This is a genomic window from Micromonospora sp. HK10 (assembly GCF_000982955.1).
In the GTDB taxonomy this organism is placed as follows: domain Bacteria; phylum Actinomycetota; class Actinomycetes; order Mycobacteriales; family Micromonosporaceae; genus Micromonospora.
In genome coordinates this window covers 49,780-74,652 of record NZ_KQ058814.1, presented here as the reverse complement: position 1 = coordinate 74,652, position 24,873 = coordinate 49,780, and the positions used below count along the sequence as shown (strand labels likewise).

The following is a 24,873-nucleotide window of genomic DNA, read 5'->3' as shown; positions in this document are numbered from 1 at the left end:
GTTGCCGACCCGCCGGAGACCCGCGTGGCGCCCGCCGCCGACCCGCCGGCCACCCGACGGCTCCGGCTGCGGGCCGCGCAGCCGCGGCGGTGGCGGTGGACGCCGCGCCGGCAGAACCTCGCGGTGTACGCCGTCTTCCTGCTCGCCGCGCTCTGGGTGACCAGCCGGATCTGGGCCGACCCCGCCGGCCGGGTGGCCGCCCTCTACAGCAGCGACCCGGCGCAGGTGCAGTTCTTCCTGGCCCACTCGGTACGCGTGGTGCTGCACGGGGAGTTCCCGTTCTACACCGACCAGTTCAACTACCCGGACGGGGTCAACCTGATGGCGAACACCGCCATCCTGGCCCTGGGCATCCCGATGGTGCCGGTCACCCTCCTCTTCGGACCGGCCGTCTCCTTCGTGGCGCTGGTCACCCTCGGCCTCGCCGGCACCGCCGCGGCCTGGTACCGGGTGCTCTCCCGGCACGTCGTACGGACCCGCCTGGCGGCCGCCGTCGGCGCCTGGTTCTGCGGGTTCTCGCCGGCGATGCTCTCGCACGCCAACTGGCACCCCAACATCATCTCCCAGTTCCTGCTGCCGTTCATCGTCTGGCGGGTGCTGGTGCTGACCCGCTCCACCCGCCCGGTCCGCGACGGCGCGCTGCTCGCCCTGCTGGTCACCACGCAGGCGTTCATCAACGAGGAGATCCTGCTCTTCACCGCGCTGGCCTGCGGCGTCTTCCTGCTCGCCGTGGTCGTCCAGCGGCCCGAGCTGTGGGCCGCCGCCTGGCGCCCGCTCGGCGCCGGCCTGGCGGTCTGCGCGGTGCTCGCCGGGGCGCTGCTGGCGTACCCGCTCTACGTGCAGTTCGCCGGGCCGATGGCGTACCACGGGCTGAGCGACACGGTGCGCGACTACGGCAACGACATCGCCTCGTTCTTCACCCCCGGCTCGCCGACCCTCGGCGGCAACGAGCGGGCCAACGTCGACCTGGCCCCGAACTACTCCGAGGAGAACGCCTTCTTCGGCTGGAGCCTCGCCCTGCTGACCGTCGGCATCGTGCTCTGGCTGCGGCGGGAGGTGCTGATCCGGGCGCTCGCGGTGACCGGGGCGCTGTTCGCCGTGCTCTCCCTCGGCGAGCGGGTGTCCTGGTGGGACCGGGAGCTGTTCACCGGGCCGTGGGAGCTGCTGGTCCGGCTGCCGCTGCTCGACGCGGTGGTGCCGACCCGGTTCGGCCTGATCACCACCGTGGTGGTCGGGGTGCTGCTGGCGTTCGCCGTCGAGCGGGCCGCCGCGCTGCGGATCCCGGACCGGCGGACGGTGCGGACGTTGACCGTCGCCGGCCTGGTGCTGGCGCTGCTGCCCGTCGCGCCGATGCCGTTGCAGGTCACCAGCCGCCCGCCGGTGCCGAAGTTCATCACCGCCGACCGCTGGCGGCAGTACGTCGGCCCCGACCAGACCCTCGTGTCGGTGCCCGTGCCGAGCATGGGCAACACCGACCCGATGCGCTGGGCGGCCAGCACCGACCTGGCCTTCAAGATCCCCGGCGGTTACTTCCTCGCCCCGCGCAACGGGGTCACCGGCGACCCGGGGCGGTTCGGTGGCCGGCCCAGCGGCATCGGTGACCTGCTCAAGGAGGTCGCCGCCACCGGGCGTACGCCGAAGTTGGACGACCGGCAGCGGCGGCGCTTCCTCGACGAGCTGCGGCACTGGCGGGCCGCGATCGTGGTGCTGCCGCTGAACGAGCCGAACGCCGAGCCGCTGCGGCGGACCGTCGAGCAGCTCGTCGGCCCGGCCCGGCAGGAGCTGGACGTGTGGTTGTGGGACGTCCGGACACTGACCGACCCGTCGCTCTGAGCTCGCGCGCCGACGCGCGGGACCGGGCGGCCGGCGCCGCCCCGGCGCCGCGCGCCCGCCGCCGGCCGCCCCGGCCGTTCGACGCGTTCGTGGTGACCGGCTACCTGCTGCTGGCCGTGCTGCTCACCAGCGACCAGTGGCGCCGCCCGGAGCGGCTGTTCCACCAGGCCGGCGACCAGATCCTGTTCGAGTGGATGCTGGCCCGCGCCGCCCGGGCGGTGGCCGGCGGCGAGAACCCGCTGTACAGCGCCGCGCTGAACGCCCCCGACGGGGTGAACCTGATGGCCAACACCTCGGTGCTCGGGCTGGGTGTGCCGCTCACCCCGGTCACCCTGCTCCTCGGCTCCCAGGCCGCCTTCCTGGTCGCCGTCGTGGCCTGCCTGGCCGGCACCGCCACCGCCTGGTACGCGCTGCTGGCCCGCCGCCTGGTCCGGTCCCGGGCCGCCGCCGCGGTCGGCGGGCTCTGCTGCGGCTTCGCCCCCGGCATGGTGGCGCAGGCCGGGGCACACCTGCACATGGCCGCCCAGTTCCTGGTCCCGGTGATCCTCGCCCTGGTGTTCAACCCGGACCCCCGGCGGGTCCGGCGGGACGGCGTGCTGCTCGGGCTGGCCGTCGCGTACCAGGTCTTCCTCGGCGAGGAGTTGCTGGCCTTCCTGGCCCTGGCCGCCGGGGTGTTCGCCGGGGCGTACGCGCTGGCCGACCCGGCGGCCGCCCGCCGGCTGGCGCCCGCGGTCGCCCGCCGGCTGGGCGTCGGCGCCCTGGTCGCCGGGGTGCTGCTGGCGTACCCGCTGTGGTTCCAGTTCGCCGGCCCGGGCCACTACCGCGGGATGCCGTTCTTCACCCGCGGGTTCCGGCTCGACCTGGCCTCGTTCACCGCCACGGCCCGGCAGAGCGTCGCCGGCGACGCGCACCGCGCCGGGCTGCTGTCGCCGAACCCGACCGAGCAGAACTCCTTCTTCGGGCCGGTCCTGCCGCTGCTCGCGGTGCTCGTGGTGGTCCGGCTGTGGCGGCAGCCCCTGGTCCGCGCCCTGGCCGCCTGCGCGGTGCTGTTCGCCCTGCTCTCGCTCGGCGCGACGATCGTGGTGAACCGGCACGACACCGGGCTGCCCGGGCCGTACCGGCTGCTGGCCGGGGTGCCGCTGCTGGAGCTGGCGGTGCCGGCCCGGTTCGCGCTGGTCTGCGTACCGGTGCTCGGGGTGCTGCTGGCGCTGGCCGTGGACCGGGTCCGGCACCGGCCGGCCCGGACCTGGGCACCCTGGGCGGGCGCGGTCGCCGCGGCGCTGCTGCCGCTGGTCCCGACGCCGATCCGGACCGTGCCGGCGCCGCCGGTGCCGGCGTTCGTCGCGGCCGGCGACTGGCGGGGGTACGTGCCGGCCGGCCGGACCGTGGTGCCGGTGCCGCCGGTGACCGGGGCCGCGGTGAGCCCGGGGATGCTCTGGTCGGCGCGCACCGGGCTGGCCTTCGACGCGCCCGGCGGCTACTTCATCGGACCGGCCGCCCCGGGCGACCCGACCGCCCGCTGGGGCGCGCCGGACCGGCCCACCGCCCGGCTGCTGCGCCGGGCCGCCGAACTCGGCCAGGTGCCGCCGGTCGGCGACGCGGAACGCCGGCAGGCGGTCGAGGACCTGCGGCACTGGCGGGCCGCGGTGCTGGTGCAGACGCCGTCGGCCCCCGGCGACCCGGTCCGCGCCACGATCGACGCGCTGGTCGGGCCGGGCCGGGACGCGGCCGGCGCGCACATCTGGGACGTCCGCCCCCTGGTCGGCTGAGCCCGCTCCGGTGGCCCGGCCGGGGGGACCTTCCGGCCGGACCGGGCAGGCCCGCCGGGCATCCCGCTACCCGCGGTCGCGGACGTCCCAGAGCCAGACGTCGTCGACGCGCTGCGGCGGGCCCAGCAGCTGGGTCATCAGCTCGCGCAGCACCGCCTCGCGCGGGTGGGCGCCGAGCACCACCACCGACGCCTTCCAGAAGCGCAGGTCCTCGACGGCCTGGCGGCGGTTCTCGTCGGTGACCTCCGGCACCCGGTCGGCGTCCATCGTGGCGTAGATGAGCGTGCTGGTCGGCCGGTTCGGCGCGCCGAACACCCCCTCGCCGTTCTCGTTCGGCCCGATGAAGTAACCGCCCGGGATCGGGAACTCCTGCCGGGTCAGCGCGCTCCAGCGCAGCGTGGGCAGGCCGTGCACGTTGCTCGGGATGGGCACCGGCACCAGGGTCCGGCCGGCCGGCACGTACGGCCGCCAGGTGCCCGCGGTGATGAAGTGCGGGGGCGGGTCGATCTGCTGGGCCGGCAGCGGCCGGGGCAGCAGCGGCAGCAACGCGGCCACGATCGCCGCGTACCCGAGGCCGCGCAGCCAGCCGCGGCGACCGCCGGTGGCCGGCGCCGGCTCGTCGGCCGGGCGGCGCGGGGCGGGCACCGGCGGGCGGCCGCCCCCGGCCAGGGCGTTCCAGGCCAGCGCGAGCAGCACGCCGACCGCGCCCGCCACCACCAGGCTCAGCCGGGTCGGCATCATCATCTCGACCAGCGGGAGGTCGTCCGGGACGTACGCCCAGGGACCGTTCACCGTGGTCTCCACGCCGTCGAAGCGCACCTTGGGGCCGATCGCGGCGATGGTGAAGACCACCACCAGCACCGCGACGATCCGGGCCGGCAGCGAGCGGCGCACCAGCAGCACCAGGGCGATCAACGCGACCAGCACCAGCGGCCAGCCGAACCAGGTGTTCTGCTCGGTCAGCCCGATGGTCTGCTCGACCGCCTCGTTACCGGCGACGGTGTCCCGGGCGAAGGTGACGAAGGCCATCAGATCCTCGCCCCAGCTGTGGAAGACGCCGCCCTGCAACCCCCGGTAGGACTGCGGTCCGTTGAACTGGAACCAGATCGGGTACGCGGTCAGCAGCAGCGTCACCGCGCCGCCCACCCCGATCGCGGCCAGGAAGGTGCCGGCCCGCTCCCAGGCGGCCCGGGGCCGCTGCGCCACGTACGCGGCCACGACCACCAGGCAGGCCAGCGCGGTCAGCAGCAGCATCTCCTCGTTGATGAAGATCTGGTACGCCACCAGCAGGCCGAGCGCCACGCCGTTGCGCCGCCAGCGCCCGGGCTCGCCCAGCCGCAGCACCCGCACCACGATGAGCGGGAGCAGGAAGTTGGAGACGAAGTTGGGCTGCCCGTTGGCGTGGTGCACGATGCCCGGGGCGAAGCCCAGGAACGCGCCGCCGACGAAGGCCGCCGCGCGGGAACGCACCAGGTGCCGGGAGAGCATCCAGTACGAGGTGGCCGCCGTCGCCGACAGCGCCGCGCCCAGGTAGAGCGCGTACATCACCTGCGGTCCGAGCAGCATGGTCAGCGGCGCCAGCGGCAGCGTCACGCCCAGCAGCGACGTGTTCGCCATCATGTTCACCCCGTCCGGGGCGTTCTGGCGGCTGGTGAAGAGCGGGTTCTCCAGGTGCCGCACCGAGTAGGCGCCGTGCTCGAAGAGCCACTCGAACCAGCTGTGGTCGGTGGGCAGGTGCGAGGAGACCCGGTGCTGCACGTCCCCCCAGTAGTTGAGGCAGACGAGAACGCCGAGGAGCGCATAGGCTGCGATCGCCAACACGTCGGCGCGGGTCGGTCCGCGTCGGGACCGGCGCGGTGTTTCGGCCGCGACGGGCTCGACCGCGACGGACGACGAGTTGAGCGAGGGGTCTACCACCGGCACAGCCACGACGGGCCATCGTACAGGCGGCGCGGCGTCCGCCCGGCCGGCCGGTGGACCCGGTGGGGTCCACCGGGGCGGCGGGGTGGGGAGGGGTGCGGGTGACCGTCATCGATCTGGGCGACCTCCGGGAGGCGCCCACGCCCGACCGTCCGGCCCGCCGGCCACGTCCCGGCGGTCGCGCCCAGTGGGCACTGGTGGTGCTGGTGGTGTCCTTGCTCACGCTGGCCGGCGCAACACCCGTAGCCGGGCGTGTCGCGCTCACGCTCCCGGGGGGTCCGGCGGTGGCCGCCTTTCTCGCCGGCGGCCGGGTGTACCTGGTGCAGCCGCCCGACCCGGCGCGGGGGGTGGGCCGCGAGCTGGTCGCGTACCGGCTGGACCGCGCCAGCCGGGCGCGGGTGCTGTGGCGCGCCCCGCTTTCGGTGGGCGGCCTCGCCGATGCCGTCTGGCAGCGCGACGGCGTCGTGCTGCTCGTCGAGCGGACCCGCAACGACACCGCCTGGGACACGGTGGCCTTCGACGTCGGCACCGGGCGGCTCGCCTGGCGGCAGTCCGGGGTGGCCTATCCGATCGGCGACGGCGTGCTGCTCTACGGGACGGGACCGGCCGGGAACGGGCCCGCCCGCCGGGTGGACCCGGCCACCGGCCGGACCCTGTGGACGGTCCCGAGCAAAGGCCTGCTCCACCTCGGGTTCGGCCCGGCCGGCGTCGACCGGCTGGTCCGCATCGTCGCCCCCGACCGGGTGGAGGTGTACGACCCGGTGAGTGGGGCTCGGTTGGTGGCCCGTGCGCCGGGCTTCGGTGCGGCGCCGTCCGGGCGGCTCACCGGGGTGGCCGCCGGGCTGCTGCTGGTGGCCGACGTGGGCAGCAACGCCCTGACCGGCTACGACCTGGACACCCTCCGGCCCCGCTGGACCGTTCCGTTCCCGCCGATGGGCCATGCGGAGACCTGCGGTCGCCTGCTCTGTGTGCGGGGAGAGACCGGCGGGATGCGGGCGCTCGACCCGGCCACCGGCGCGACCCGGTGGACCGACGACCGGTGGGGCGGCGCGCTGACCGCCGTCGGCGGGCGGCTGCTGGTCACCGAGGAGACCGCCGCCGGCACCGAGATGGCCGTCGTCGAGGAGGCCACCGGCCGGCTGGTCGCCGACCTGGGCACCTGGACCCTCGTCTCGCAGGACGAGAGCGACGGCCGGATCACGGGCATGCGGCCGGCGGTCGACGGTCGGCTGCTCGTCGCCGACCTGGACCCGGCGGCGGGTGCCGCGCGGATCCGCGAGGCGTTGCCGCACACGAGCCTGGACTGCAAGGTCGGCGGGGAGCTGCTGCTCTGTCGCCGGGCCCAGGGTGGCTTCGGGGTGTGGCGGACCGGGTGAGCCGGGTGATCGAGCTGGGGGAGCTGCCGCACGGCGGGGAGGCCCGGCCGGTCGCCGAGCCGCCCCGCCCGCCGGCCCGCCTCATCCGGATGGCGCTGCTCGGTTGCCTGGCGCTGGTCACCCTGGCCGGCGCGGCCCCGCTGGCCCACCGGCCGGCCGGCGTCCTGGTGCCCGCCCCGCAGAGCGCCAGTTTCGTCGTGGTCGCCGGCCGGCTGGTGGTGGCCGACGGGCCGGGCACCGTGGGCCGGGGCGGCCGGGCGGTCACCGGGCACCGGTTGCCCGGCGGGGAGACCGCCTGGCAGTTCCTCCTCCCCGCCGGGGACCATGTCCTCGGGCTGAGCACGGTGGCCGGCCTGCTGCTGGTCACCAGCAGCCCCACCGGGGCGGGCGACACCCGCTCCACCGCCCTCGACCCGGCCTCCGGGACGGTGCGCTGGCAGCACACCGGCTACCCGGTGCCGACCCAGGAGGGCGGGGTGCTCTTCGAGACGCCGCGTGCCGACGGCAGCGGCACCCTCCGCGCGGTCGACCCGGCGTCCGGGGCGGCCCGCTGGTCGCTGCCGCTGCCCGGCAACGGGGTCGCGTACCGCACCGGGGACCGGGGGGTCCGCGAGGTCGTGCTGGTCACCGCCGACGGCCGGGTCGAGGTGCACGACGCCGACTCCGGCGCGCTGCGGCACACCGGCCGGGTGCCACCGGCCGCCGACGGGGTGTCGTACCGGTTCACCCAGGTGGTGGCCGACCTGCTGCTGGTCGACGCCGAGCCGGACCGGGTCGCCGCGTACGACCTGGCGGGGCTGCGGCGCCGCTGGAGCGTGCCGGTGCCGGCGCGCGGCGCGGGCTGGTTCGCCGACTGCGCGGGGGTGATCTGCCTGCACCGGCAGGCCGCCGGGGTGGGCGTCTTCGACCCGGCCACCGGGCGGCAACTCTGGACCGACGAGCGCTGGCTGCGGGTGAACCCCATCGGTGCCCGGCTGCTGGCCGCCGCCCCCGGGTTCGGCTCGGAGGAGGAGCTGGTCACCCTCGACCCGGCCACCGGCCGGGTGCTGGCCCGGTTCGGCCGCTGGCGGCTCAGCGGCACCGACCGGCTGGCGGCCCGGCAGCTCGGCTTCCGCCGGCTCCCCGACGACCGGATGCTGGTCGCCGAGCTGGACGTGCCGGCCGGCCGGATCCGGTTCCGGGCCGTGCTCGTCGGCACCTGGGACGACTGCGCCGACGCCGGTCGGGCGTTGGTCTGCCTGCGGCCCTCCGGCGGGCTGGTGGTCTGGCCGGTGGACCCTTGAGTCACCAGTTGGCCTGCCGGGGCGGCGCGGGCAGCGGCACCGACTCGGGCCGGATCACGTACGTGATGCCCCCGCTGCCGCCCTGCCAGGCCGCCTCGAACGGCGCCCGGGGCACGGTGCGCCGCACCCCGTCGTCGTCCGGGGCGTACGGGTCGTTGAGCACCGGGTCGCCCTCGGCGGTGAAGCCGACCAGCACCATCAGGTGTCCCCGGGTGTCGTAGTCCAGCCCCGGCACCTGCCCCCGGGTGAAGGCCGCCGACACGACCAGCGGGATGCCGGCGGCGACGAACAGTTCCGCCTCGGCCAGGCCGCGCAGCCGGGTGACGAAGGCGTCCACCCCGTGCCGCCCCGCGTACGCGGTGTTGAACGCCCAGTTGCCGGCCCCCGCGTACGCGTGGTCGAAGCAGTGCCGGGCGGCGTGCACCACGACCGGCCGGTGGCCCGGCGGGTCCACCCAGGCGTACCGGTCGGGGGTCGGGCCGGCGTCCCAGAAGTCCAGCACCATCGAGACGCTGGTGGGGCTGCACCAGGAGTCCCCGCCGCCGCCCCACCGGGTCTCCCCGCCGGCGTGCAGCCGCTGGGCGTACCGGGGCACGGCGAGCACCCGCCCCCGGGCCGCCGCCGGGGCCGCTCCGGCACCGGCCGCCGGGGTGCGCCCGGCGCCGGCCACCGGCGTCGTGACGGCGGCGGAGGCGACCGCGCCGACCGTGCGCAACACCGGGCCGTCCGCCGCGCCCGCGCGCCGGAACAGGGTCACCCGGAGCTGCCAGCCGGTGACCGCGCTGTCCGCCACGACCAGCGTGTCGACCGCGACCCGGGCGTCCGCGCCGGCCTGCCCCGGCACCGAGCTGCGGTGCAGGCTCGACTCGTCGGCGGCCCAGTGGCCCAGGTCGTACCAGGCGGTGCCGGGCTGCTTGCCGACCCAGCCGCGCAGCTCCACCCGGAGCCAGCCACCCGCCGCGGTGTCCCCGGTCCAGGACGGGACGATCTCCTCGACCGGGAAGCCCACCGGCACGGCCGGAGAGGTCCAGCTGGCGGTCTCGTACCCGGTGGTGACCCCGCTGTGCGGGTCGGTGTGGTCCTGCCGGCCGGTGGGGGCGCCGAGGGTGAGCCCGTCGGCCCCGGCGACCACCCCGTCGGCGGTACCGAGGCTCAGGTCCGCGGGGAACCGGAACCGCCGGTACGCGATGTCCCGGGCGGGGTCGGCAGCGGGCATGAGGGCTCCCGTCGGCTCGGGCCCGGGACGGTGGCCGGGCGGTTGTCGCTGGCTGCCGGCGAGCATCGCGTACCCGAAGGTTTTTTGCAACGACGGCGCCGGCCGCCGGGTTGGCGACCGGCACTAGGTTGTCGGGAGGTCACGACGCGGGAGGCCGGGATGCGGGTACTGGTGGTGGAGGACGAGCGGAACCTCGCCGACGCGATCGCGCGCGGGCTGCGCAAGCGCGGCATGGCCGTGGACGTCGCCTACGACGGGGACGCCGGGCACGAGGCGGCCTTCGTCACCCGGTACGACGTGGTGATCCTCGACCGGGACCTGCCCGGCGTGCCCGGCGACCAGATCTGCGCCGACCTGGCCGCCTCCGGCGCGCTGACCCGGGTGCTGATGCTGACCGCCAGCGGCACGGTCGCCGACCGGGTGGAGGGACTGCGCCTCGGCGCCGACGACTACCTGCCCAAACCGTTCGCCTTCGACGAGCTGGTGGCCCGGGTGCAGGCGCTCGGCCGGCGGGCCACCCCGGCCGCCCCGCCGGTCTTCGAGGTCGCCGACCTGGTGCTCGACCCGGCCCGCCGGGTGGTCACCCGGGGCGGTGCGCCGGTCGACCTGACCAACAAGGAGTTCGGCGTGCTGGCCGAGCTGCTCAAGGCGCGGGGCGCGGTGGTTTCCAGCGAGGAGCTGCTGGAGCGGGTCTGGGACGCCAACACCGACCCGTTCACCACCATCGTCCGGGTCACCGTGATGACGCTGCGCAAGAAGCTCGGTGATCCGCCGCTGATCGAGACGGTGGTCGGCGCCGGCTACCGGATGACCGAGGTCGCCGCGTGAGCCGGTTCCGGCTGCGGCCCACCCTGCGGCTGCGGCTCACCCTGCTCAACGGGGTGCTGCTGGTGGGCGCCGGGGCGATCCTGGTGCTGCTGGCCTGGCTGCTGGTCCGGGACGCGCTGCGCCCCACCGACGAGCTGCTGCCCGGCACCACCGTGGTGCTCGCCGACGGCCGGACCCTGGACGCCGGGCAGTGGCAGCGGCAACTGGTCGACGCCGCCTCGCGGGAGCTGCTGCTCAAGGGCCTGGTGGCGTTGCTGGCGATCAGCGTGGTCGGGGTCGCCGGCGCGTACCTGGTGGCCGGGCGGGCGCTGCGCCCGCTGCACCAGGTCACCGCCACCGCCCGGCGGCTCGGCGAGGCCACCCTCGACCAGCGGATCCGCTGGTCCGGGGTGGACGACGAGGTGGCCGAGCTGGCCGAGACGTTCGACGCCATGCTGGACCGGATCGCCGCCGCGTTCGAGGCGCAGAAGCGCTTCGTCGCCAACGCCTCGCACGAGCTGCGCACGCCGCTCGCCGTGATGCGGACCGAGATCGACGTGACGCTCAGCGACGACGAGGCGGACCTGGCCGAGTACCGCCGGATGGCCGACGTGGTGCGTGATGCCTCGGAACGGGCCAACGCGCTGGTGGACGCCCTGCTGGTGCTGGCCCGCAGCGAGGCGCAGGCCGGCCGGCGGCTGGCCCGGCGGGCCGAGTGCGACCTCGCCGTCGGCACCGCGAACGCGCTGGCGGCGATGTCCCGCGAGGTGGAGCGGATCGGTCTGAAGGTGCAGACCGAGCTGCGGCCGGCGCCCGTGGTGGGCGACCCGGGCCTGCTCGACCGGCTCGCCGGCAACCTGGTGGAGAACGCGGTCCGCTACAACCACCTGCACGGCCGGCTCTGGGTGCGCAGCGGCACCGACGGGCGGCGGTCCTGGCTGGTGGTCGGGAACACCGGCTTCGAGGTGGCCCAGGCCGACGTGCCGGGGTTGTTCGAGCCGTTCCGGCGCGGCGGCCAGGAACGCACCGGGGCGCGCGGCTCCGGCCTCGGGCTCTCCATCGTCCGGGCGGTCTGCGACGCGCACGGCGGCACGGTGGCCGTACTGGCCCGCCCCGGCGGTGGCCTGGAGGTGACCGTCACGCTGCCCTCGGCGGACGCGCCGGCCGCCACCTGAAACCGCGCTTGCCCGGCCGCCGGCCCGGCTGGCATGATCAACCGGTCAGCCCGTGCCGCGGAGAGGGGGTGTGGTCGATGTCCACCGTGAATGATCCCGCGCCCCGCCCCGGTCACCGCTGACGTCATCCACTGCCGCGGGGCGCACTCGAACAATGAGGAGCAGCACCGTGAGTGCTCAGATCCACTGCGTCACCGTCGAGACCGACGACCCGTACGCCCTGGCGAGCTGGTGGGCGGCGGTCCTCGACCGGAAACTGGCCGACGACGACCACCCGGGCGACCCGGAGGCGGTCCTCGCGGCCCCCGACGGTCAGGGCCCCGACCTGCTCTTCGTGAGCGTGGGGGAGCGGCACGGCAAGGGCGCGTTCCACCTCGACGTGCACGCCGCCGAGGGGACCCGGGACACCGAGGTCGAGCGGCTGCTCGGGCTCGGCGCGAGCCTGGTCGCCGACCGGCGCCGGCCGGACGGCACCGGCTGGGTGGTGCTGGCCGACCCGGAGGGCAACGAGTTCTGCGTCTGCCGCAGCCCGGCGGAACGGGCCGCCGCGGCCTGACCGCTGGACGAGAACCGGGCCCCCGCCGCGAGGCGGGGGCCCGGTCACCGGTCCGAGCGGGCGGTCAGTCCTTCTGCTCGATCTGGGCGCGCATGCCGGCGAACTCCTTCTGCAGGTCCGCGCCGGACTTGTAGTAGAGGACGAGCACGCCGAGGCTGCCGCGGTCGGCCCAGACACAGACGCCGACCGGGACGGTCTGCGCCTTGCCGTCGCCGCACTGCGCGTCGCCGCCGAGCGGCCCGGCGTCGACCGGCTTGAAGTTGGTCACCGCGAGCTCGGAGCCGAGGCCCTTGGTGGCGTCGGCCAGCTCCTTCTTCGGGTCGGCGATCAGGCCGGACACGCCGCCGATCATGACCAGGTCCTGCTTCGCCGGGTCACCGTAGAAGGCGCCGACCGTGCTGGTCGCGTCCGGCACATCCTTCTTCATCTCGGCGACCATCTGGGTGGCCGCGGTCTGCAGCTGCGGGTCGGTCACCTTGGGCCGGCCGGCGAGGGTCTCCGGAGTGGTCATCCGGGTCTTGGTGGCGTCCACCACCTCGTCGACCTTGTCCTTGGTGGCGAAGTAGAGCGCCGTGCCGCCGCCGACGCAGAGCACCACCACGACGGCCAGGACGATGAGCAGGATCTTGCCGACGCTGGACTTCTTCGGCGGCGGGCCGGCGGGCGCGCCGTAGCCGGGCTGGCCGGCCTCCGGGCCGTAGGCTGGGCCGGCGGCGGGTAACCGCCGGACTGCTGCGGGGACGGGTAGCCACCGGGCTGCTGCTGCGGCGGGAAACCACCGGGCTGCTGGTGCGGCGGCGGGTAGGAACCGGGCTGGGGCTGGGACATGTGTGGGCAGCTCCTGTGAGAAAACTGGACGCGTGATGGTAGCCAGCCCTACCGACAGCGCGTCGCCCGGCCGGCCCGCGGGCGGAAAACCGGAATCGGCTCGTGACCTGGGCCGCGCGGGAACGCGCCGGGGCCGACCCCTCAGCGGCGGCCGAGGTGGCCGGGGTGGCCGGGGTGGCCGCCCCGGCCGCGCCCACCCCGGCAAACGACGATCGCGGTGGCCGGACCGTCCACTCGGGACGGCCGGCCACCGCGATCGCGGGGAGCGGCGGAGGATCAGCGCAGGCTGGCCACCCCACGCGGCAGGAACCGCTGGCCGGTGACCCGCTCGGCGGTGCCGGTCCGGTCCAGGTACGGCGTGACGCCGCCCAGGTGGAACGGCCAGCCGGCACCCAGGATCATGCAGAGGTCGATGTCCTGCGCCTCCGCGACGACGCCCTCGTCGAGCATCAGCCGGATCTCCTGGGCCAGCGCGTCGAGCGCGTTCTGCCGGACCTGCTCGGCGGTGAGCGGCTGGTCGCCGACCACGAGCAGCTTCGCCACCTCGTCGTTGATCTGGTCGTCGACCACGATCGGCTGGCCCGAGTCGGCGATCCGCTTGAGGTTCTCGCTGACCCCGAACCGGTCCGGGAACGCCTCGTGCAGGGTGCCGCCCACGTGGTACGCCACGGCCGGGCCGACGAGCTGGAGCAGCGCCAGCGGGCGCATCGGCAGGCCCAGCGGGTCCAGCGCGCTGTTCGCCACGTCCAGCGGGGTGCCGGCGTCGACGGCGGCGAACACGGTGCCGAGGAAGCGGGTCAGCAGCCGGTTGACCACGAACGCCGGGGCGTCCTTGACCAGCACCGACGACTTCTTCAGCTGCTTGCCCACGGCGAACGCGGTGGCCAGGGTGGCGTCGTCGGTCCGCTCGCCCCGGACGATCTCCAGCAGCGGCAGCACGGCGACCGGGTTGAAGAAGTGGAAGCCGACGACCCGCTCCGGGTGCTCCAGGTCGGCGGCCATCTCGGTGATGGACAGCGAGCTGGTGTTGGTGGCGAGCACCGCCTCCGGCTTGACGATCTTCTCCAGCTCGGCCCAGACCTGCTTCTTGACGCCCAGGTCCTCGAACACGGCCTCGATGACGAAGTCGGCGTCCGCGAACGCGCTCTTGTCGACGGTGCCGCTGACCAGGCCGTACAGCTTGGCGGCGGTGCCCTTGTCCATCCGGCCCTTGGCGACGGCCTTCTCGATCTGGGTGTGCACGTAGCCCACCCCCTTGTCCACCCGGGACTGGTCCAGGTCGGTCATCACCACCGGCACCTGGAGGCGGCGGGCGAACAGCAGCGCCAGCTGGCTGGCCATCAGGCCCGCGCCGACGATGCCCACCTTGGTGACCGGCCGGGCCAGGCCCTTGTCCGGCGCGCCGGCCGGCCGCTTGGCCCGCCGCTGCACCAGGTCGAAGGCGTACAGGCCGCTGCGCAGCTCCTCGGAGAAGATCAGGTTCGCGAGGGCCTCGTCCTCCGCGGCGGTGCCGGTGGCGAAGTCCGCGTCCTTCGCCGTCTCCAGCAGGTCCAGCGCCTGGTACGCGGACGGGACCGCGCCGTGCAGCCGCTGGTCCAGGGTCTGCCGGGCGAAGTAGAGCACGCCCGCCCACATGTCCTTGTCGACCTCGGGGCGGGTCACGGTGACCTCGCCCCGGACCACGCCGGCGGCCCACTCCAGCGACCGCTCCAGGAAGTCGGCCGGCTCCAGCAGCACATCCGCGATGCCCATCTCGGCGGCCTGCTTCGGCTTGAGCATCTTGTTCTGCATCAGCGGGTTCTGGATGATCACCTGGGTCGCGGCCGGGATGCCGATCAGGTTCGGCAGCAGCTGGGTGCCGCCCCAGCCGGGCACCAGACCGAGCGAGACCTCGGGCAGGGCGAGGGCCGCCGCGCCCGCCGACAGCGTCCGGTAGTGGCAGTGCAGGGCCAGCTCCAGGCCGCCGCCCATCGCCGCGCCGTTGACGAAGGCGAAGGTGGGCACGGCGCTGTCCTTGAGCCGGGCGAAGACCCGGTGGCCGAGCCGGCCGATCTCCAGCGCCTGCTCGCGGTTCTCCAGCGCCGGCAGGCTGGTGATGTCCGCACCCACGCAGAAGATGTACGGCTTGCCGGTGACCGCGATGAACGCCGGGTCGGCGTCGAGCGCGGCGGTGATCGCCTCGTCCAGGCTGGTCAGGCCGGCCGGACCGAAGGTGTTCGGCTTGGTGTGGTCGAAGCCGTTGTCCAGGGTGATCAGGGCGGCGGGCCGGTCCAGGCCCGGTACGTTCACCTGGCGCAACAGCGCCCTGGTGACGACCTCGTTCGGTGCGGCGAGGCTCACCGTGCCTCCTTCGTTCGCGACTGCGGGGCTCGCAAGCTCACTCCTCGCGCTCACTTGTCTCCACCCTCCCAGTGCGGGTTCTCCCAGATCACGGTGCCGCCCATGCCGATGCCGATGCACATGGCGGTGAGGCCGTAGCGGACCTCGGGGTGCTCGGCGAACTGCCGGGCGAGCTGGGTCATCAGGCGTACGCCCGAGGAGGCCAGCGGGTGACCGATGGCGATCGCGCCGCCCCAGGCGTTGACCCGCGGGTCGTCGTCGGCGATGCCGAAGTGGTCGAGGAAGGCGAGCACCTGCACGGCGAATGCCTCGTTCAGCTCGAACAGGCCGATGTCGTCGATGCTCAGGCCGGCGATGCGCAGCGCCTTCTCCGTCGAGGGGATCGGGCCGACGCCCATCACCTCCGGCTCGACGCCGACGAACCCGAACGACACCAGCCGCATGCCGATCGGCAGGCCCAGCTCGCGGGCGGTCTCCTCGGCGACCAGCAGGGCCGCGGTGGCGCCGTCGTTCAGGCCGGCCGCGTTGCCCGCGGTGACCTTGCCGTGCGGGCGGAACGGCGTCTTGAGGGTGGCGAGCTTCTCCAGCGAGGTCTCCCGGGGAGCCTCGTCGGTGGTGGCCAGGCCCCAGCCGGCCTCCGGGTCCCGGACCGCCACCGGCACCAGGTCGCCCTGGAGCTTGCCGTTGGCGTACGCCTTGGCGGTCTTCTGCTGGGAGGCGAGCGCGAACGCGTCGGTGCGCTCCTTGGTGATCTGCGGGACCCGGTCGTGCAGGTTCTCCGCGGTGGCCCCCATCACCAGGGCGGACGGGTCGACCAGCTTCTCCGCGACGATCCGCGGGTTGGGGTCGACGCCCTCGCCCATCGGGTGCCGGCCCATGTGCTCGACGCCGCCGGCGATGGCCACGTCGTAGGCGCCCATCGCGATGCCGCTGACGACGGTGGTGACTGCGGTCATCGCGCCGGCGCACATCCGGTCGATGGCGAAGCCCGGCACCGTCTTGGGCAGGCCGGCCAGCAGGGCGGCGGTGCGGCCGATGGTCAGGCCCTGGTCGCCGATCTGGGTGGTGGCCGCGATGGCGACCTCCTCCACCTTCTCCGGCGGCAGCTGCGGGTTGCGCCGCATCAGCTCGCGGATGCAGCGGATCACCAGGTCGTCGGCGCGGGTGTTGGCGTACATGCCACCCGCCTTGCCGAACGGGGTACGGACGCCGTCGACGAAGACGACATCGCGAACTTCACGGGGCACTTGGAGCCTCCTCTTCGACCCTGCTTCGGCCGCCGCAGCCGCACGGGGCGGCACGGACCGGATGAAGGTCGGCCGGCACTGGCATTTCCCCCGGATGCTACTCGCCAGTAACCAAAGCCGTCACCACCCCCCGTGTGGCCCGCCCCACACTCCCGCCGGAGCTGACGACACCGGTTACACCGGCACGATCAACCGCGGCGCACGGGGTCAGGCCTCCGGCGGCCGCAGGGCCCGGGTCAGGGCGGGGAGCAGCAGACCGATCTGCCACTCGCGGGCCCCGTAGCCGCGCAGCGTCTCCGCGACCGTGTCGTCGGTGATCTCCTCGGGCGGCTGCCAGGCCAGCCGGCGGATGTGGTCCGGCGCGACCAGGTTCTCCGGCGGGAGCGTGTGCGCGCCGGCCGTACCGACCACCACCTCCCGGCAGCGGGCCAACCGGCCGGCCGCCACCGGGTCGCGCTCCGCCCACCGGTGCGGCGGGGGCGGCCCCTCCACCACCGGGGTCGCCGGCAGCGCGTCGTCCGGCAGCTGACGGGCATCATCCAGGGCCGCCAGCCAGGTACGCGCCAGCCGGCGCACCGAACGACCACCGAACCCGGGGAGGGTGAGCAGGGCCTTCTCGTCCTTCGGGTCCAGCTCGGCGGCGGCCACGATGGCCGAGTCGGGCAGCACCCGCCCCGGAGCGGCGTCCCGCCGGGCGGCGATCTGGTCCCGGGCGTACCAGAGGGAACGGACCCGGGCCTGGGCCCGCGCCCCGCGCACCCGGTGGATGCCCGAGGTGCGCCGCCACGGCTCGGCCCGCACCCGGGCCGGCCGGGCGCCGGTGCGGACCAGCGCGGCGAACTCCTCCGCCGCCCACGGCGACTTGCCCTGCCGGTCCAGCTCCTCGTCGAGCGCGTCACGCAGGTCGACCAGCAGCTCCACGTCCAGCGCCGCGTAGGTGAGCCAGGACTCCGGCAGCGGCCGGCTGGACCAGTCCGCCGCCGAGTGGTGCTTTTCCAGGGTGTAGCCGAGGAGCTGCTCGGTCAGCGCGGCCAGGCCGACCCGCTCGAAGCCGGCCAGCCGGGCGGCCAGCTCGGTGTCGAACAGCCGGCGCGGACGCAACCCCACCTCGGCGAGGCAGGCCAGGTCCTGGCTGGCGGCGTGCAGCACCCACTCGGCGTCGGCGATCGCCGCGTCGAGGGCGGAGAGGTCCGGCAGCGGCAGCGGGTCGATCAGCGCGGTGCCCGCGCCGGCCCGGCGCAGCTGCACCAGGTACGCCCGCTGGCTGTACCGGTAGCCGGACGCGCGTTCGGCGTCCAGGGCCACCGGGCCGCTGCCCTTCTCGAAACGGGCCACGACCTCGTCGAGCGCGCTCGGCGTGGCCACGGGCGCGGGGGTGCCCTCGCGCGGGGCGGTCAACGGGACAGGCCCGCCGGTGGTCGGTTCGGTCCCCGCGTCCACCGGCTCCGGTACGGCCGGCGACGGGTCTGGTGAGGCCCCTCCCGTACGGCTTTCGGCGGCCCGACGGCGCAGGGGTGGTTCGTCGGTCACCTGACAACCCTAGTGCGCCGGGGGATCCGGTGTGCGCAGCCGGTCGGGCGCGTGTCGGCCCGATGGCCGGCGGATGTCGCGCCGGTGTCGTCTTGCGCCCGTGTGCCAGGGTCGGACAACGGGGAAGACAAACCCCGTTCGCGCAGGTACGGTCCTTCGGGCCGCGCCGGGTCCCGTGGGGGCCCGCGGGCGTTGCGGCGGGGCGGGCACAGGAGGATCGAGCGATCATGACGGCGGGGTACGGGTCCGGCGGCGGCATGCCGGGGCAGCACGGCGACGACGCGGCCGGCCAGCCGCCCGACCAGCCCTCGACGACCGACCGGCCCGGGCCGCTGCCGCCGCGCCTCGCCCCACCGGCCGGCCACGCGCCGATCCCCGGCCAGCCCGGCGCCGGCTACCCGGGCTCCGCCACGCCGCCCGGCCCCGGCTCCGCCGCCGGCCACCCGGCCGCGCCCGCCGCCGGCCACCCGGTGCCGCCCGCGCCCCGGGCCGGCTGGTCTCCGACCCCGCCGGGCGACCAGTGGGGCGGCCCGGCGTCCGCCCCCACCGCCCAGACCGGCTGGCCGCCGGCCACCCCCGGCGCCACCAACCAGCCGACCTCCGGGTCGGCCTACCCGGCTTCCTCGACCGCCGGGTCCCATCCGGCCGCGCCGACCTCCGGGTCCTATCCGGCCGCGCCGACCTCCGGGTCCTATCCGGCTTCCTCAACGTCCGGGTCGGGCTATCCGGCTGCGCCGACGCCCGGGTCGGCCTACCCGGCTGCGCCGAGCTCGGCGTCCTACCCGGCCGCGCCGACGTCCGGGTCGGCCTATCCGGCTTCCTCGACGTCCGGACCCGCCTACCCGGGGCAGCCCGCGCCGGGCGCCGCCTATCCCGGCCAGGCCGCGTCCGGTCCGGCCTATCCGGGCCAGGCCGGGGCCGGTCCGGCGTACCCCGGCGCGCCGGGTGGCCCCGGTCCGACCGGCGCCCAGCCCGGCGCGGACCCGGTGTACCCGGGCCAGCGCCCGAGCCGGCGTTGGCTGCCGGTGGTGGCGCTGGCCCTCGCCGGGGTGCTGGCCGTGGTCGCCGGCGTGCAGGCGTACCAGATCCACCGGCTCGGCGACCGGCTCACCGCGACCGACCGGCGACTGGCCGAGGCGCAGGGCGCGGACGGCCAGCGGTTCGACGGCCTGGAGGGCCGGGCGGACGCCCTGGAGAAGCAGGCCGGCGCCACCTTCAACCCGGAGGCCGTGGCGAGCGCCGTGCTGCCCAGCGTGTTCCGGGTCCGCGCCGGGCAGTTCACCGGCACCGCCTTCGCCATCGGCAAGGCGCCGGCCGGCGGCGGCACCACCCTGCTGACCAACTTCCACGTCGTGGAGGCGGTCTACAACAGCGGCGGCCGCAAGGTCTTCCTGGAGCGCACCGACCAGCGGTTCGACGCCACCATCGTGAAGGTCGACAAGGACAAGGACATCGCCCAGCTGCGGAGCACCGCCCGGTTCAAGGCGCTGGTCGCGGGGGCGACGCCGGTCAAGTCCGGCCAGCAGATCGTGGTGGTCGGCGCCCCGCTGGGCCTGCAGGACAGCGTGACCACCGGCGTGGTGAGCGCGTTCCGCAAGGACGAGGGCGGCTCCGGGCCGGTCATCCAGTTCGACGCGCCGATCAACCCCGGCAACTCCGGCGGACCGGTGATCAACGGCGCCAAGGAGGTCGTCGGGATCGCCACCGCCAAGGCCCGGGACGCCGAGGGCATCGGCCTCGCGGTCCCGATCAAGACCGCCTGTGACACGTTCACCCTGTGCTGACCGGCACCGTCGCCGGTCGTCCCTGACCGCAGCGCACACCGTCGAGGCGTGGCCCCCGACCATGCCGATCCGCTGAACCGGCCGTTCCGGCCGCCCCACGGCAGACCAGCAGACCTGGAGGAAAGAAGCATGTCCCAGCCACCGACCGGCGCGGAGGGCTACCCGCCCCAGCCACCGGGCGGCACCATGTACGGCAACCCGTACGGTGGCCAGCCCGCGCCGGGCCAGTACCACCCGGCCCAGCCGGACCCCACCGTGGCCCAGCCGCCCGCCAACCCGTACGCGCCGGGCGCCGCGCCCGTCCCGCCGTCGGGCTACCCGCAGCCGCTGTCGGCCCCGCCGGCCGCCACCGCGCCGATGTCCGCCCCGCCGGTCTCCGGGCCCGGGTTCGGGCCGCAGCCGATGTCCGGCCCGCCGGTCTCCGGGCCCGGATTCGCGCCCCAGCCGATGTCCGCGCCGCCGGGCGCGGTTCCGCCCTACGGGGCGCCGGGCGCGGTCCCGCCGTACGGGGCGCCGGCCGCGGGCGGCGGCAAGGGGCGGGCCACCACGCTCGTCCTCGCCCTGGTCGCCGGGCTGCTCTTCGTCCTCGGCGGGGTGATGACCGGTCTCTACGTCAACACCAACGGCAAGCTGCACAAGTCCGAGCAGACGGTCAGCCAGCGGAACGGGACGATCGCGGCCAACCAGCAGGAGATCGACAAGCTGAAGGCGGACCTGCAGTCGGTCCGGGACAAGCTCTCCGACACCCAGCAGGACCTCACCGGCACCAAGAACGACCGGGACGAGCAGGCCCGGCAGAAGCGGGTCATCGCGAGCTGCCTGGACAAGCTCACCACCGCCATCACGGCGGCGTCCCGCGGCGACAAGGCGGGCTTCGACCGGGCCAACAAGGGCCTGGACAAGATCTGCGACGAGGCCGAGAACTACCTCTGACCGGTTGGGCGGGCCGCTCCGGGCAGCCGGGGCGGCCCGTGCCGTGCCGGCGGGCTGGCCGGTGCGGGTGGTCTGGGCAGCGCCGACGGGCTGGGCGGCGCCGACGGGCTGGGCGGCGCCGACGGGCTGGGCGGCGCCGACGGGCTGGGCAGCGCCGGTGGGCTAGGCGGCGCCGGCGGGGCGGCGGGTCGGCAGGGCGGTCACGCCGGGTGGCGGCAGCCCCGCGGTCGAGGCCAGCAGGGTGCACCAGCCGAGCAGGTGCGGGGCCAGGTCGACGCCGAGCGGCGTCCAGGACGCGCGGATCTCGATGTCCCCGGCGGCGGGCGGGCCGGCCAGCTCGCCGAACCGGGTGGAGAGGGTCTGGGTGACCGTGCCGCCGATCGCCCGGTGCCGGGCGTCCTGCGCGTCCAGCGCATCGGTCAGCCAGGTCCAGCCGACCCCGGGCAGCAGCGGGTCGCTGGCCAGGTCCACCTCCAGCTCGGCGGTCACGTAGGTGACCAGCCGCAGGGTGCCCTGCCACGCCTCGTGGCCGGCCGGGTCGTGCAGCAGGATCAGCCGGCCGGTGGCCACCTCGTCGCCGTCCCGCAGCACCGCGGCGGAGAGCGCGAACGCGTACGGGGCCAGGCGCTGCGGGGCGCCGACCTCCTCCAGCACGATCTCCGGGCGGCAGGTCACCGATCGCAACCCCGCGACCGCGCGGGCGAACGTTTCCGGAAGCGCGATCGGGGGGGCCATGCCGGCAGCCTATGCCGCCGCCCACCCGCTCGGCGGGACGGCACGCCGGGCGCTCGTCTCGATCATCGGGGAGCGGGCGAGGGCGGGCGGGGGCCCCGGTACCGGCGGCGGTGCCGGTTCGCCCCTGCGTTCACGTCACAAAAGCCGATGGTGGCGCCGGGCGCCGGTCCGGCGCGTGGCACGATTGCCGCGATGACCACCGAGACCACGGGCATTGCCGCCCGAGACGGAGCAACCCGCCGCGGCGGGCCGGCCGACTCGCCCTTCCTGCGCGCCTGCCGGCGCGAACCGGGCCCGCACACCCCGGTCTGGTTCATGCGCCAGGCCGGCCGGTCGCTGCCGGAATACCGGGAGATCCGGGCGAACGTGCCGATGTTGGAGTCGTGCCGCCGCCCCGAGCTGGTCACCGAGATCACTCTCCAGCCGGTCCGCCGGCACGGGGTGGACGCGGCCATCCTGTTCAGCGACATCGTGGTGCCGGTGGCCGCCGCCGGCATCGACCTGGACATCGTGGCCGGCACCGGGCCGGTGGTGGCCGAGCCGGTGCGTACCGAGGCCGACGTGGCGCGGATCCGCCCGATCACCCGGGACGACGTGTCCTACGTGGACGAGGCGGTCCGGCTGCTCGTGGCCGAGCTGGGCGACACCCCGCTGATCGGCTTCGCGGGCGCCCCGTTCACCCTGGCCAGCTACCTGGTCGAGGGCGGGCCGTCGCGGACCCACGCGAAGACCAAGGCGCTCATGTACGGCGACCCGGAGCTGTGGCACGCGCTCTGCGGCCGGCTCGCCGAGGTGACGTTGGCGTTCCTCCGGGTGCAGATCGAGGCCGGGGTCTCCGCGGTGCAGCTCTTCGACTCGTGGGCCGGCGCGCTCTCCGAGGCCGACTACCGCCGCTACGTGCTGCCGCACTCGGCGTACGTGCTGGCCGGCCTCGCCGACGCCGACGGGGCGGGGCCGCGACCGGGCGACGGACCCGCCGGGCCGGCCGTGCCGCGGATCCACTTCGGGGTGGGCACCGGCGAGCTGCTCGGCGCGATGGGCGAGGCCGGCGCCGACGTGGTCGGCGTGGACTGGCGTACGCCGCTGGACGTCGCCACCGGCCGGATCGGTGCGGAGAAGGCCGTGCAGGGCAACCTCGACCCGTGCGTGCTGCTCGCCCCCTGGCCGGTGGTGGAGGTCGAGGTGCGCCGGATCCTGGAGCAGGGTCGGGCCGCCCCCGGGCACGTGTTCAACCTGGGTCACGGCGTGCTGCCGGAGACCGACCCCGAGGTGCTGACCCGGGTGGTCGCGCTGGTGCACGAGCTCAGCGCCCGGCCACCGGAGGCAAGGAGCTGATCATGGCGCGACCGTGGCGGGTGGCGATCATCGGTGGGGGCATCACCGGGCTGGCCGCCGCCGTCCGGTTGCGCGACCGGGCCCCCGCCGGCACCGAGATCACCGTGTACGAGCAGTCCGGCCGCCTCGGCGGCAAGCTGCGCACCGGCGAGCTGGCCGGCGGCCCGGTCGAGTTCGGCGCCGAGTCGTTCCTGCTGCGGGACCCGGCGGGCGCGGAGTCCGGGGCGGTGGCCCTGGTCCGCCGGCTGGGCCTGGCCGACCGGATCGTGCACCCCACCGTCGGGCAGGCCGCCCTGGTGATCGACGGCGGGCTGCGCCCGGTCCCCGGCGGCACCCTGGTGGGCGTACCCGGGGATCTGGCGAAGGTGGCCGCGGTGGCGCGGCCGGCCGCGGCGGCCGACCGCGACGAGGGCCGGCCGCTGCTCGGCCCGCACGACGACGTCGCGGTCGGGGCGCTGGTCCGCGCCCGCCTCGGCGACCAGGTGGTGGACCGGCTGGTCGACCCGATGCTCGGCGGGGTCTACGCCGGCCGGGCCGACGACCTGTCCCTGGTCACCACGATGCCGGCCCTGGCCCGGGCGGCCCGGGTGGAGCACACTCTGGTCGGGGCGGTCCGCGCCGCGCAGGCCGCCGCGCCCCGGGTACCCGGCGCCCCGGTCTTCGGCACCCTGGCCGGCGGGCTGAGCACCCTGGTCGAGGCGGCGGCGACGCAGAGCGGGGCGACGATCCGCCGGAACGCCGCGGTCCGCGAGCTGCGCCGCACCCCGACCGGGTGGCGGCTCACCGTCGGACCCACCCGGTTGCCCGACGGCTCCGCGCCGCCGCGCCCCGGGGTGGAGCCGTCGACGGTCGAGGCCGACGCGGTGCTGCTCGCGGTGCCGGCCCGCCCGGCGGCCCGGCTGCTCGCCGACGCCGTGCCCGCGGCGGCCGCGGCCGTCGGCGGGCTCGACTACGCCAGCGTCGCGCTGGTCACCCTGGCCCTGCCGGAGCCGGAGCTGCCGGCGCTCTCCGGCTTCCTGGTGCCGGCCACCGAGGGCCTGCTGATCAAGGCAGCCACCTTCTTCACCACCAAGTGGGGGCACCTGCGCCGCCCGGACGGGCTGGCCCTGGTCCGCGCCTCGGTCGGCCGGTACGGCGACGAGACCGCGCTCCAGCTCACCGACGATGACCTGGTCGCCACCGTGCACCGGGAGCTGTCAAAGGCGCTCGGCACCCCGCTGCCCGCCCCGGTGGACCGGCACGTGCAGCGCTGGGGCGGGGCGCTGCCGCAGTACCCGCCCGGCCACCTCGGCCGGGTCGCGACGGCCCGGGCGGAGCTGCGTGCCGCCCACCCGACGCTGGCGCTGGCCGGCGCCGGCTACGACGGGGTCGGCATCCCGGTCTGCGTCCGCTCCGGCGAGACCGCGGCCGAAGAGATCATCACAGCACTGGGAGGATCGGCAGCATGACCGAGCAGACCAACGCGGCCCGGTTGCGGGAGCTCAACGACAGCATCCGCTACACCATGTGGTCGGTGTACCGGGCCACCAGCCCGCTGCCGTCACTGCGGGAGAACGTCGTCGACGAGGTCGAGTCGCTTTTCGAGGAGCTGGCCGGCAAGGACGTCACGGTCCGGGGCACGTACGACGTGGCCGGGCTGCGCGCCGACGCGGACCTGATGATCTGGTGGCACTCCTCCTCCAGCGACGCGCTGCAGGACGCGTACCTGCGGTTCCGCCGGACCACGCTGGGCCGGGCACTGACCCCGGTCTGGTCGCAGATGGCGCTGCACCGGCCGGCCGAGTTCAACAAGAGCCACATCCCGGCGTTCCTGGCCGGCGAGGAGGCCCGGGCGTACCTCTGCGTCTACCCGTTCGTCCGCTCCTACGAGTGGTACCTGCTGCCGGACGCCGAGCGGCGGGAGATGCTCGCCGAGCACGGCCGGATGGCGCGCGGCTACCCGGACGTGCGGGCCAACACGGTGGCCTCGTTCGCCCTTGGCGACTACGAGTGGATGCTCGCCTTCGAGGCCGACGAACTGCACCGGATCGTCGACCTGATGCGTGAGCTGCGGGCCGCCCGGGCCCGCCGGCACGTCCGGGAGGAGATCCCGTTCTACACCGGCCGCCGCCGGTCCGTCGCCGACATCGTCACCTGCCTGGTCTGAGCGGGCGCCGCCGGCCGGGGACAGCCGGACCCGGCCGGGGTCGCACCCCCCGGAGGGGTG

Annotated in this window: 19 protein-coding genes; 12 read left to right on the top strand and 7 right to left on the bottom strand. The window is 75.5% G+C overall.

Features of this window, described 5'->3' with window-relative positions; translation table 11 throughout:
* Window positions 1-24 precede the first annotated feature (24 nt).
* The gene (locus LQ51_RS13605) at window positions 25-1,833 is read left to right on the top strand and encodes a glycosyltransferase family protein (protein ID WP_046565817.1); all 1,809 of its coding nucleotides are present in this window, start codon (window positions 25-27) and stop codon (window positions 1,831-1,833) included.
* Window positions 1,791-3,602 (top strand): hypothetical protein, encoded by a 1,812-nt coding sequence (locus tag LQ51_RS13600; protein WP_046565762.1) that lies wholly within the window; start codon window positions 1,791-1,793, stop codon window positions 3,600-3,602. The genes LQ51_RS13605 and LQ51_RS13600 overlap by 43 nt, the downstream gene beginning before the upstream one ends.
* A gap of 66 nt (window positions 3,603-3,668) precedes the next feature.
* On the opposite strand, the gene LQ51_RS13595 is transcribed toward LQ51_RS13600, so the two are convergent.
* Window positions 3,669-5,519, bottom strand: coding sequence for a hypothetical protein (locus LQ51_RS13595; RefSeq protein WP_369799854.1), 1,851 nt, complete (start codon window positions 5,517-5,519; stop codon window positions 3,669-3,671).
* Window positions 5,520-5,623: 104 nt separating this feature from the next.
* Here LQ51_RS13595 and LQ51_RS13590 point away from each other — a divergent pair, with 104 nt between their 5' ends.
* The gene (locus tag LQ51_RS13590) at window positions 5,624-6,898 is read left to right on the top strand and encodes an outer membrane protein assembly factor BamB family protein (protein WP_046565814.1); all 1,275 of its coding nucleotides are present in this window, start codon (window positions 5,624-5,626) and stop codon (window positions 6,896-6,898) included.
* On the top strand, window positions 6,895-8,181 hold the full coding sequence (locus tag LQ51_RS13585; protein ID WP_046565811.1) for an outer membrane protein assembly factor BamB family protein: 1,287 nt from the start codon (window positions 6,895-6,897) through the stop codon (window positions 8,179-8,181). The genes LQ51_RS13590 and LQ51_RS13585 overlap by 4 nt, the downstream gene beginning before the upstream one ends.
* A 1-nt stretch (window position 8,182) precedes the next feature.
* Here the strand turns inward: LQ51_RS13585 and LQ51_RS13580 are convergent, their stop codons facing one another.
* Window positions 8,183-9,397, bottom strand: coding sequence for a C39 family peptidase (locus tag LQ51_RS13580; protein ID WP_231605737.1), 1,215 nt, complete (start codon window positions 9,395-9,397; stop codon window positions 8,183-8,185).
* Between the two features lie 159 nt (window positions 9,398-9,556).
* On the opposite strand from LQ51_RS13580, the gene LQ51_RS13575 reads away from it, so the two are divergent.
* The 3 genes from LQ51_RS13575 (at window position 9,557) to LQ51_RS13565 (ending at window position 11,935) form a co-directional block, all read left to right on the top strand.
* Window positions 9,557-10,225, top strand: coding sequence for a response regulator transcription factor (locus LQ51_RS13575; protein WP_046565758.1), 669 nt, complete (start codon window positions 9,557-9,559; stop codon window positions 10,223-10,225).
* Window positions 10,222-11,379 carry a sensor histidine kinase gene (locus tag LQ51_RS13570; protein ID WP_197087697.1) on the top strand — a complete coding sequence of 386 codons (1,158 nt, stop codon included), beginning with the start codon at window positions 10,222-10,224 and terminating at the stop codon, window positions 11,377-11,379. Before LQ51_RS13575 ends, LQ51_RS13570 begins: the two co-directional genes overlap by 4 nt.
* A 169-nt stretch (window positions 11,380-11,548) precedes the next feature.
* Window positions 11,549-11,935, top strand: coding sequence for a VOC family protein (locus LQ51_RS13565; protein WP_046565757.1), 387 nt, complete (start codon window positions 11,549-11,551; stop codon window positions 11,933-11,935).
* Window positions 11,936-11,999: 64 nt separating this feature from the next.
* On the opposite strand, the gene LQ51_RS13560 is transcribed toward LQ51_RS13565, so the two are convergent.
* The 4 genes from LQ51_RS13560 to LQ51_RS13545 form a co-directional block, all read right to left on the bottom strand.
* Entirely contained in the window at window positions 12,000-12,536 is a 537-nt protein-coding gene (locus LQ51_RS13560) for a hypothetical protein (RefSeq protein ID WP_231605736.1), read from the bottom strand.
* A gap of 503 nt (window positions 12,537-13,039) precedes the next feature.
* Window positions 13,040-15,103 (bottom strand): 3-hydroxyacyl-CoA dehydrogenase NAD-binding domain-containing protein, encoded by a 2,064-nt coding sequence (locus LQ51_RS13555; RefSeq protein ID WP_046565755.1) that lies wholly within the window; start codon window positions 15,101-15,103, stop codon window positions 13,040-13,042.
* A 50-nt stretch (window positions 15,104-15,153) separates the two neighbouring features.
* Window positions 15,154-16,350, bottom strand: coding sequence for a thiolase family protein (locus tag LQ51_RS13550; RefSeq protein ID WP_046565754.1), 1,197 nt, complete (start codon window positions 16,348-16,350; stop codon window positions 15,154-15,156).
* A 207-nt stretch (window positions 16,351-16,557) separates the two neighbouring features.
* The gene (locus LQ51_RS13545) at window positions 16,558-17,880 is read right to left on the bottom strand and encodes a ribonuclease D (RefSeq protein ID WP_046565752.1); all 1,323 of its coding nucleotides are present in this window, start codon (window positions 17,878-17,880) and stop codon (window positions 16,558-16,560) included.
* Window positions 17,881-18,107: 227 nt separating this feature from the next.
* On the opposite strand from LQ51_RS13545, the gene LQ51_RS13540 reads away from it, so the two are divergent.
* Both LQ51_RS13540 and LQ51_RS13535 read left to right on the top strand, forming a co-directional pair.
* Window positions 18,108-19,664 carry a trypsin-like peptidase domain-containing protein gene (locus LQ51_RS13540; protein ID WP_046565751.1) on the top strand — a complete coding sequence of 519 codons (1,557 nt, stop codon included), beginning with the start codon at window positions 18,108-18,110 and terminating at the stop codon, window positions 19,662-19,664.
* Between the two features lie 129 nt (window positions 19,665-19,793).
* Entirely contained in the window at window positions 19,794-20,597 is an 804-nt protein-coding gene (locus tag LQ51_RS13535) for a hypothetical protein (protein WP_046565749.1), read from the top strand.
* Window positions 20,598-20,759: 162 nt separating this feature from the next.
* Here the strand turns inward: LQ51_RS13535 and LQ51_RS13530 are convergent, their stop codons facing one another.
* On the bottom strand, window positions 20,760-21,332 hold the full coding sequence (locus LQ51_RS13530; protein ID WP_046565747.1) for a DUF3000 domain-containing protein: 573 nt from the start codon (window positions 21,330-21,332) through the stop codon (window positions 20,760-20,762).
* 192 nt (window positions 21,333-21,524) lie between these two features.
* Here LQ51_RS13530 and hemE point away from each other — a divergent pair, with 192 nt between their 5' ends.
* The 3 genes from hemE to hemQ are packed head-to-tail and all read left to right on the top strand — an operon-like array spanning window position 21,525 to window position 24,813.
* A complete protein-coding gene (gene hemE / locus LQ51_RS13525) occupies window positions 21,525-22,667 on the top strand; it encodes a uroporphyrinogen decarboxylase (protein ID WP_046565806.1) in 1,143 nt (380 codons plus the stop codon).
* Between the two features lie 2 nt (window positions 22,668-22,669).
* A complete protein-coding gene (hemG, locus tag LQ51_RS13520; protein ID WP_046565746.1) occupies window positions 22,670-24,115 on the top strand; it encodes a protoporphyrinogen oxidase in 1,446 nt (481 codons plus the stop codon).
* Entirely contained in the window at window positions 24,112-24,813 is a 702-nt protein-coding gene (hemQ, locus tag LQ51_RS13515) for a hydrogen peroxide-dependent heme synthase (RefSeq protein ID WP_046565745.1), read from the top strand. The genes hemG and hemQ overlap by 4 nt, the downstream gene beginning before the upstream one ends.
* The last annotated feature ends 60 nt before the right edge of the window (window positions 24,814-24,873 follow it).

Excerpts from the sequence above, each read along its gene's own strand:
- LQ51_RS13530 (WP_046565747.1), bottom strand. The coding sequence starts at position 21,332 with ATGGCCCCCCCGATCGCGCTTCCGGAAACGTTCGCCCGCGCGGTCGCG.
- LQ51_RS13575 (WP_046565758.1), top strand. The coding sequence starts at position 9,557 with ATGCGGGTACTGGTGGTGGAGGACGAGCGGAACCTCGCCGACGCGATC.
- LQ51_RS13540 (WP_046565751.1), top strand. The coding sequence starts at position 18,108 with ATGACGGCGGGGTACGGGTCCGGCGGCGGCATGCCGGGGCAGCACGGC.
- LQ51_RS13535 (WP_046565749.1), top strand. The coding sequence starts at position 19,794 with ATGTCCCAGCCACCGACCGGCGCGGAGGGCTACCCGCCCCAGCCACCG.
- hemQ (WP_046565745.1), top strand. The coding sequence starts at position 24,112 with ATGACCGAGCAGACCAACGCGGCCCGGTTGCGGGAGCTCAACGACAGC.
- hemE (WP_046565806.1), top strand. The coding sequence starts at position 21,525 with ATGACCACCGAGACCACGGGCATTGCCGCCCGAGACGGAGCAACCCGC.
- hemG (WP_046565746.1), top strand. The coding sequence starts at position 22,670 with ATGGCGCGACCGTGGCGGGTGGCGATCATCGGTGGGGGCATCACCGGG.
- LQ51_RS13580 (WP_231605737.1), bottom strand. The coding sequence starts at position 9,397 with ATGCCCGCTGCCGACCCCGCCCGGGACATCGCGTACCGGCGGTTCCGG.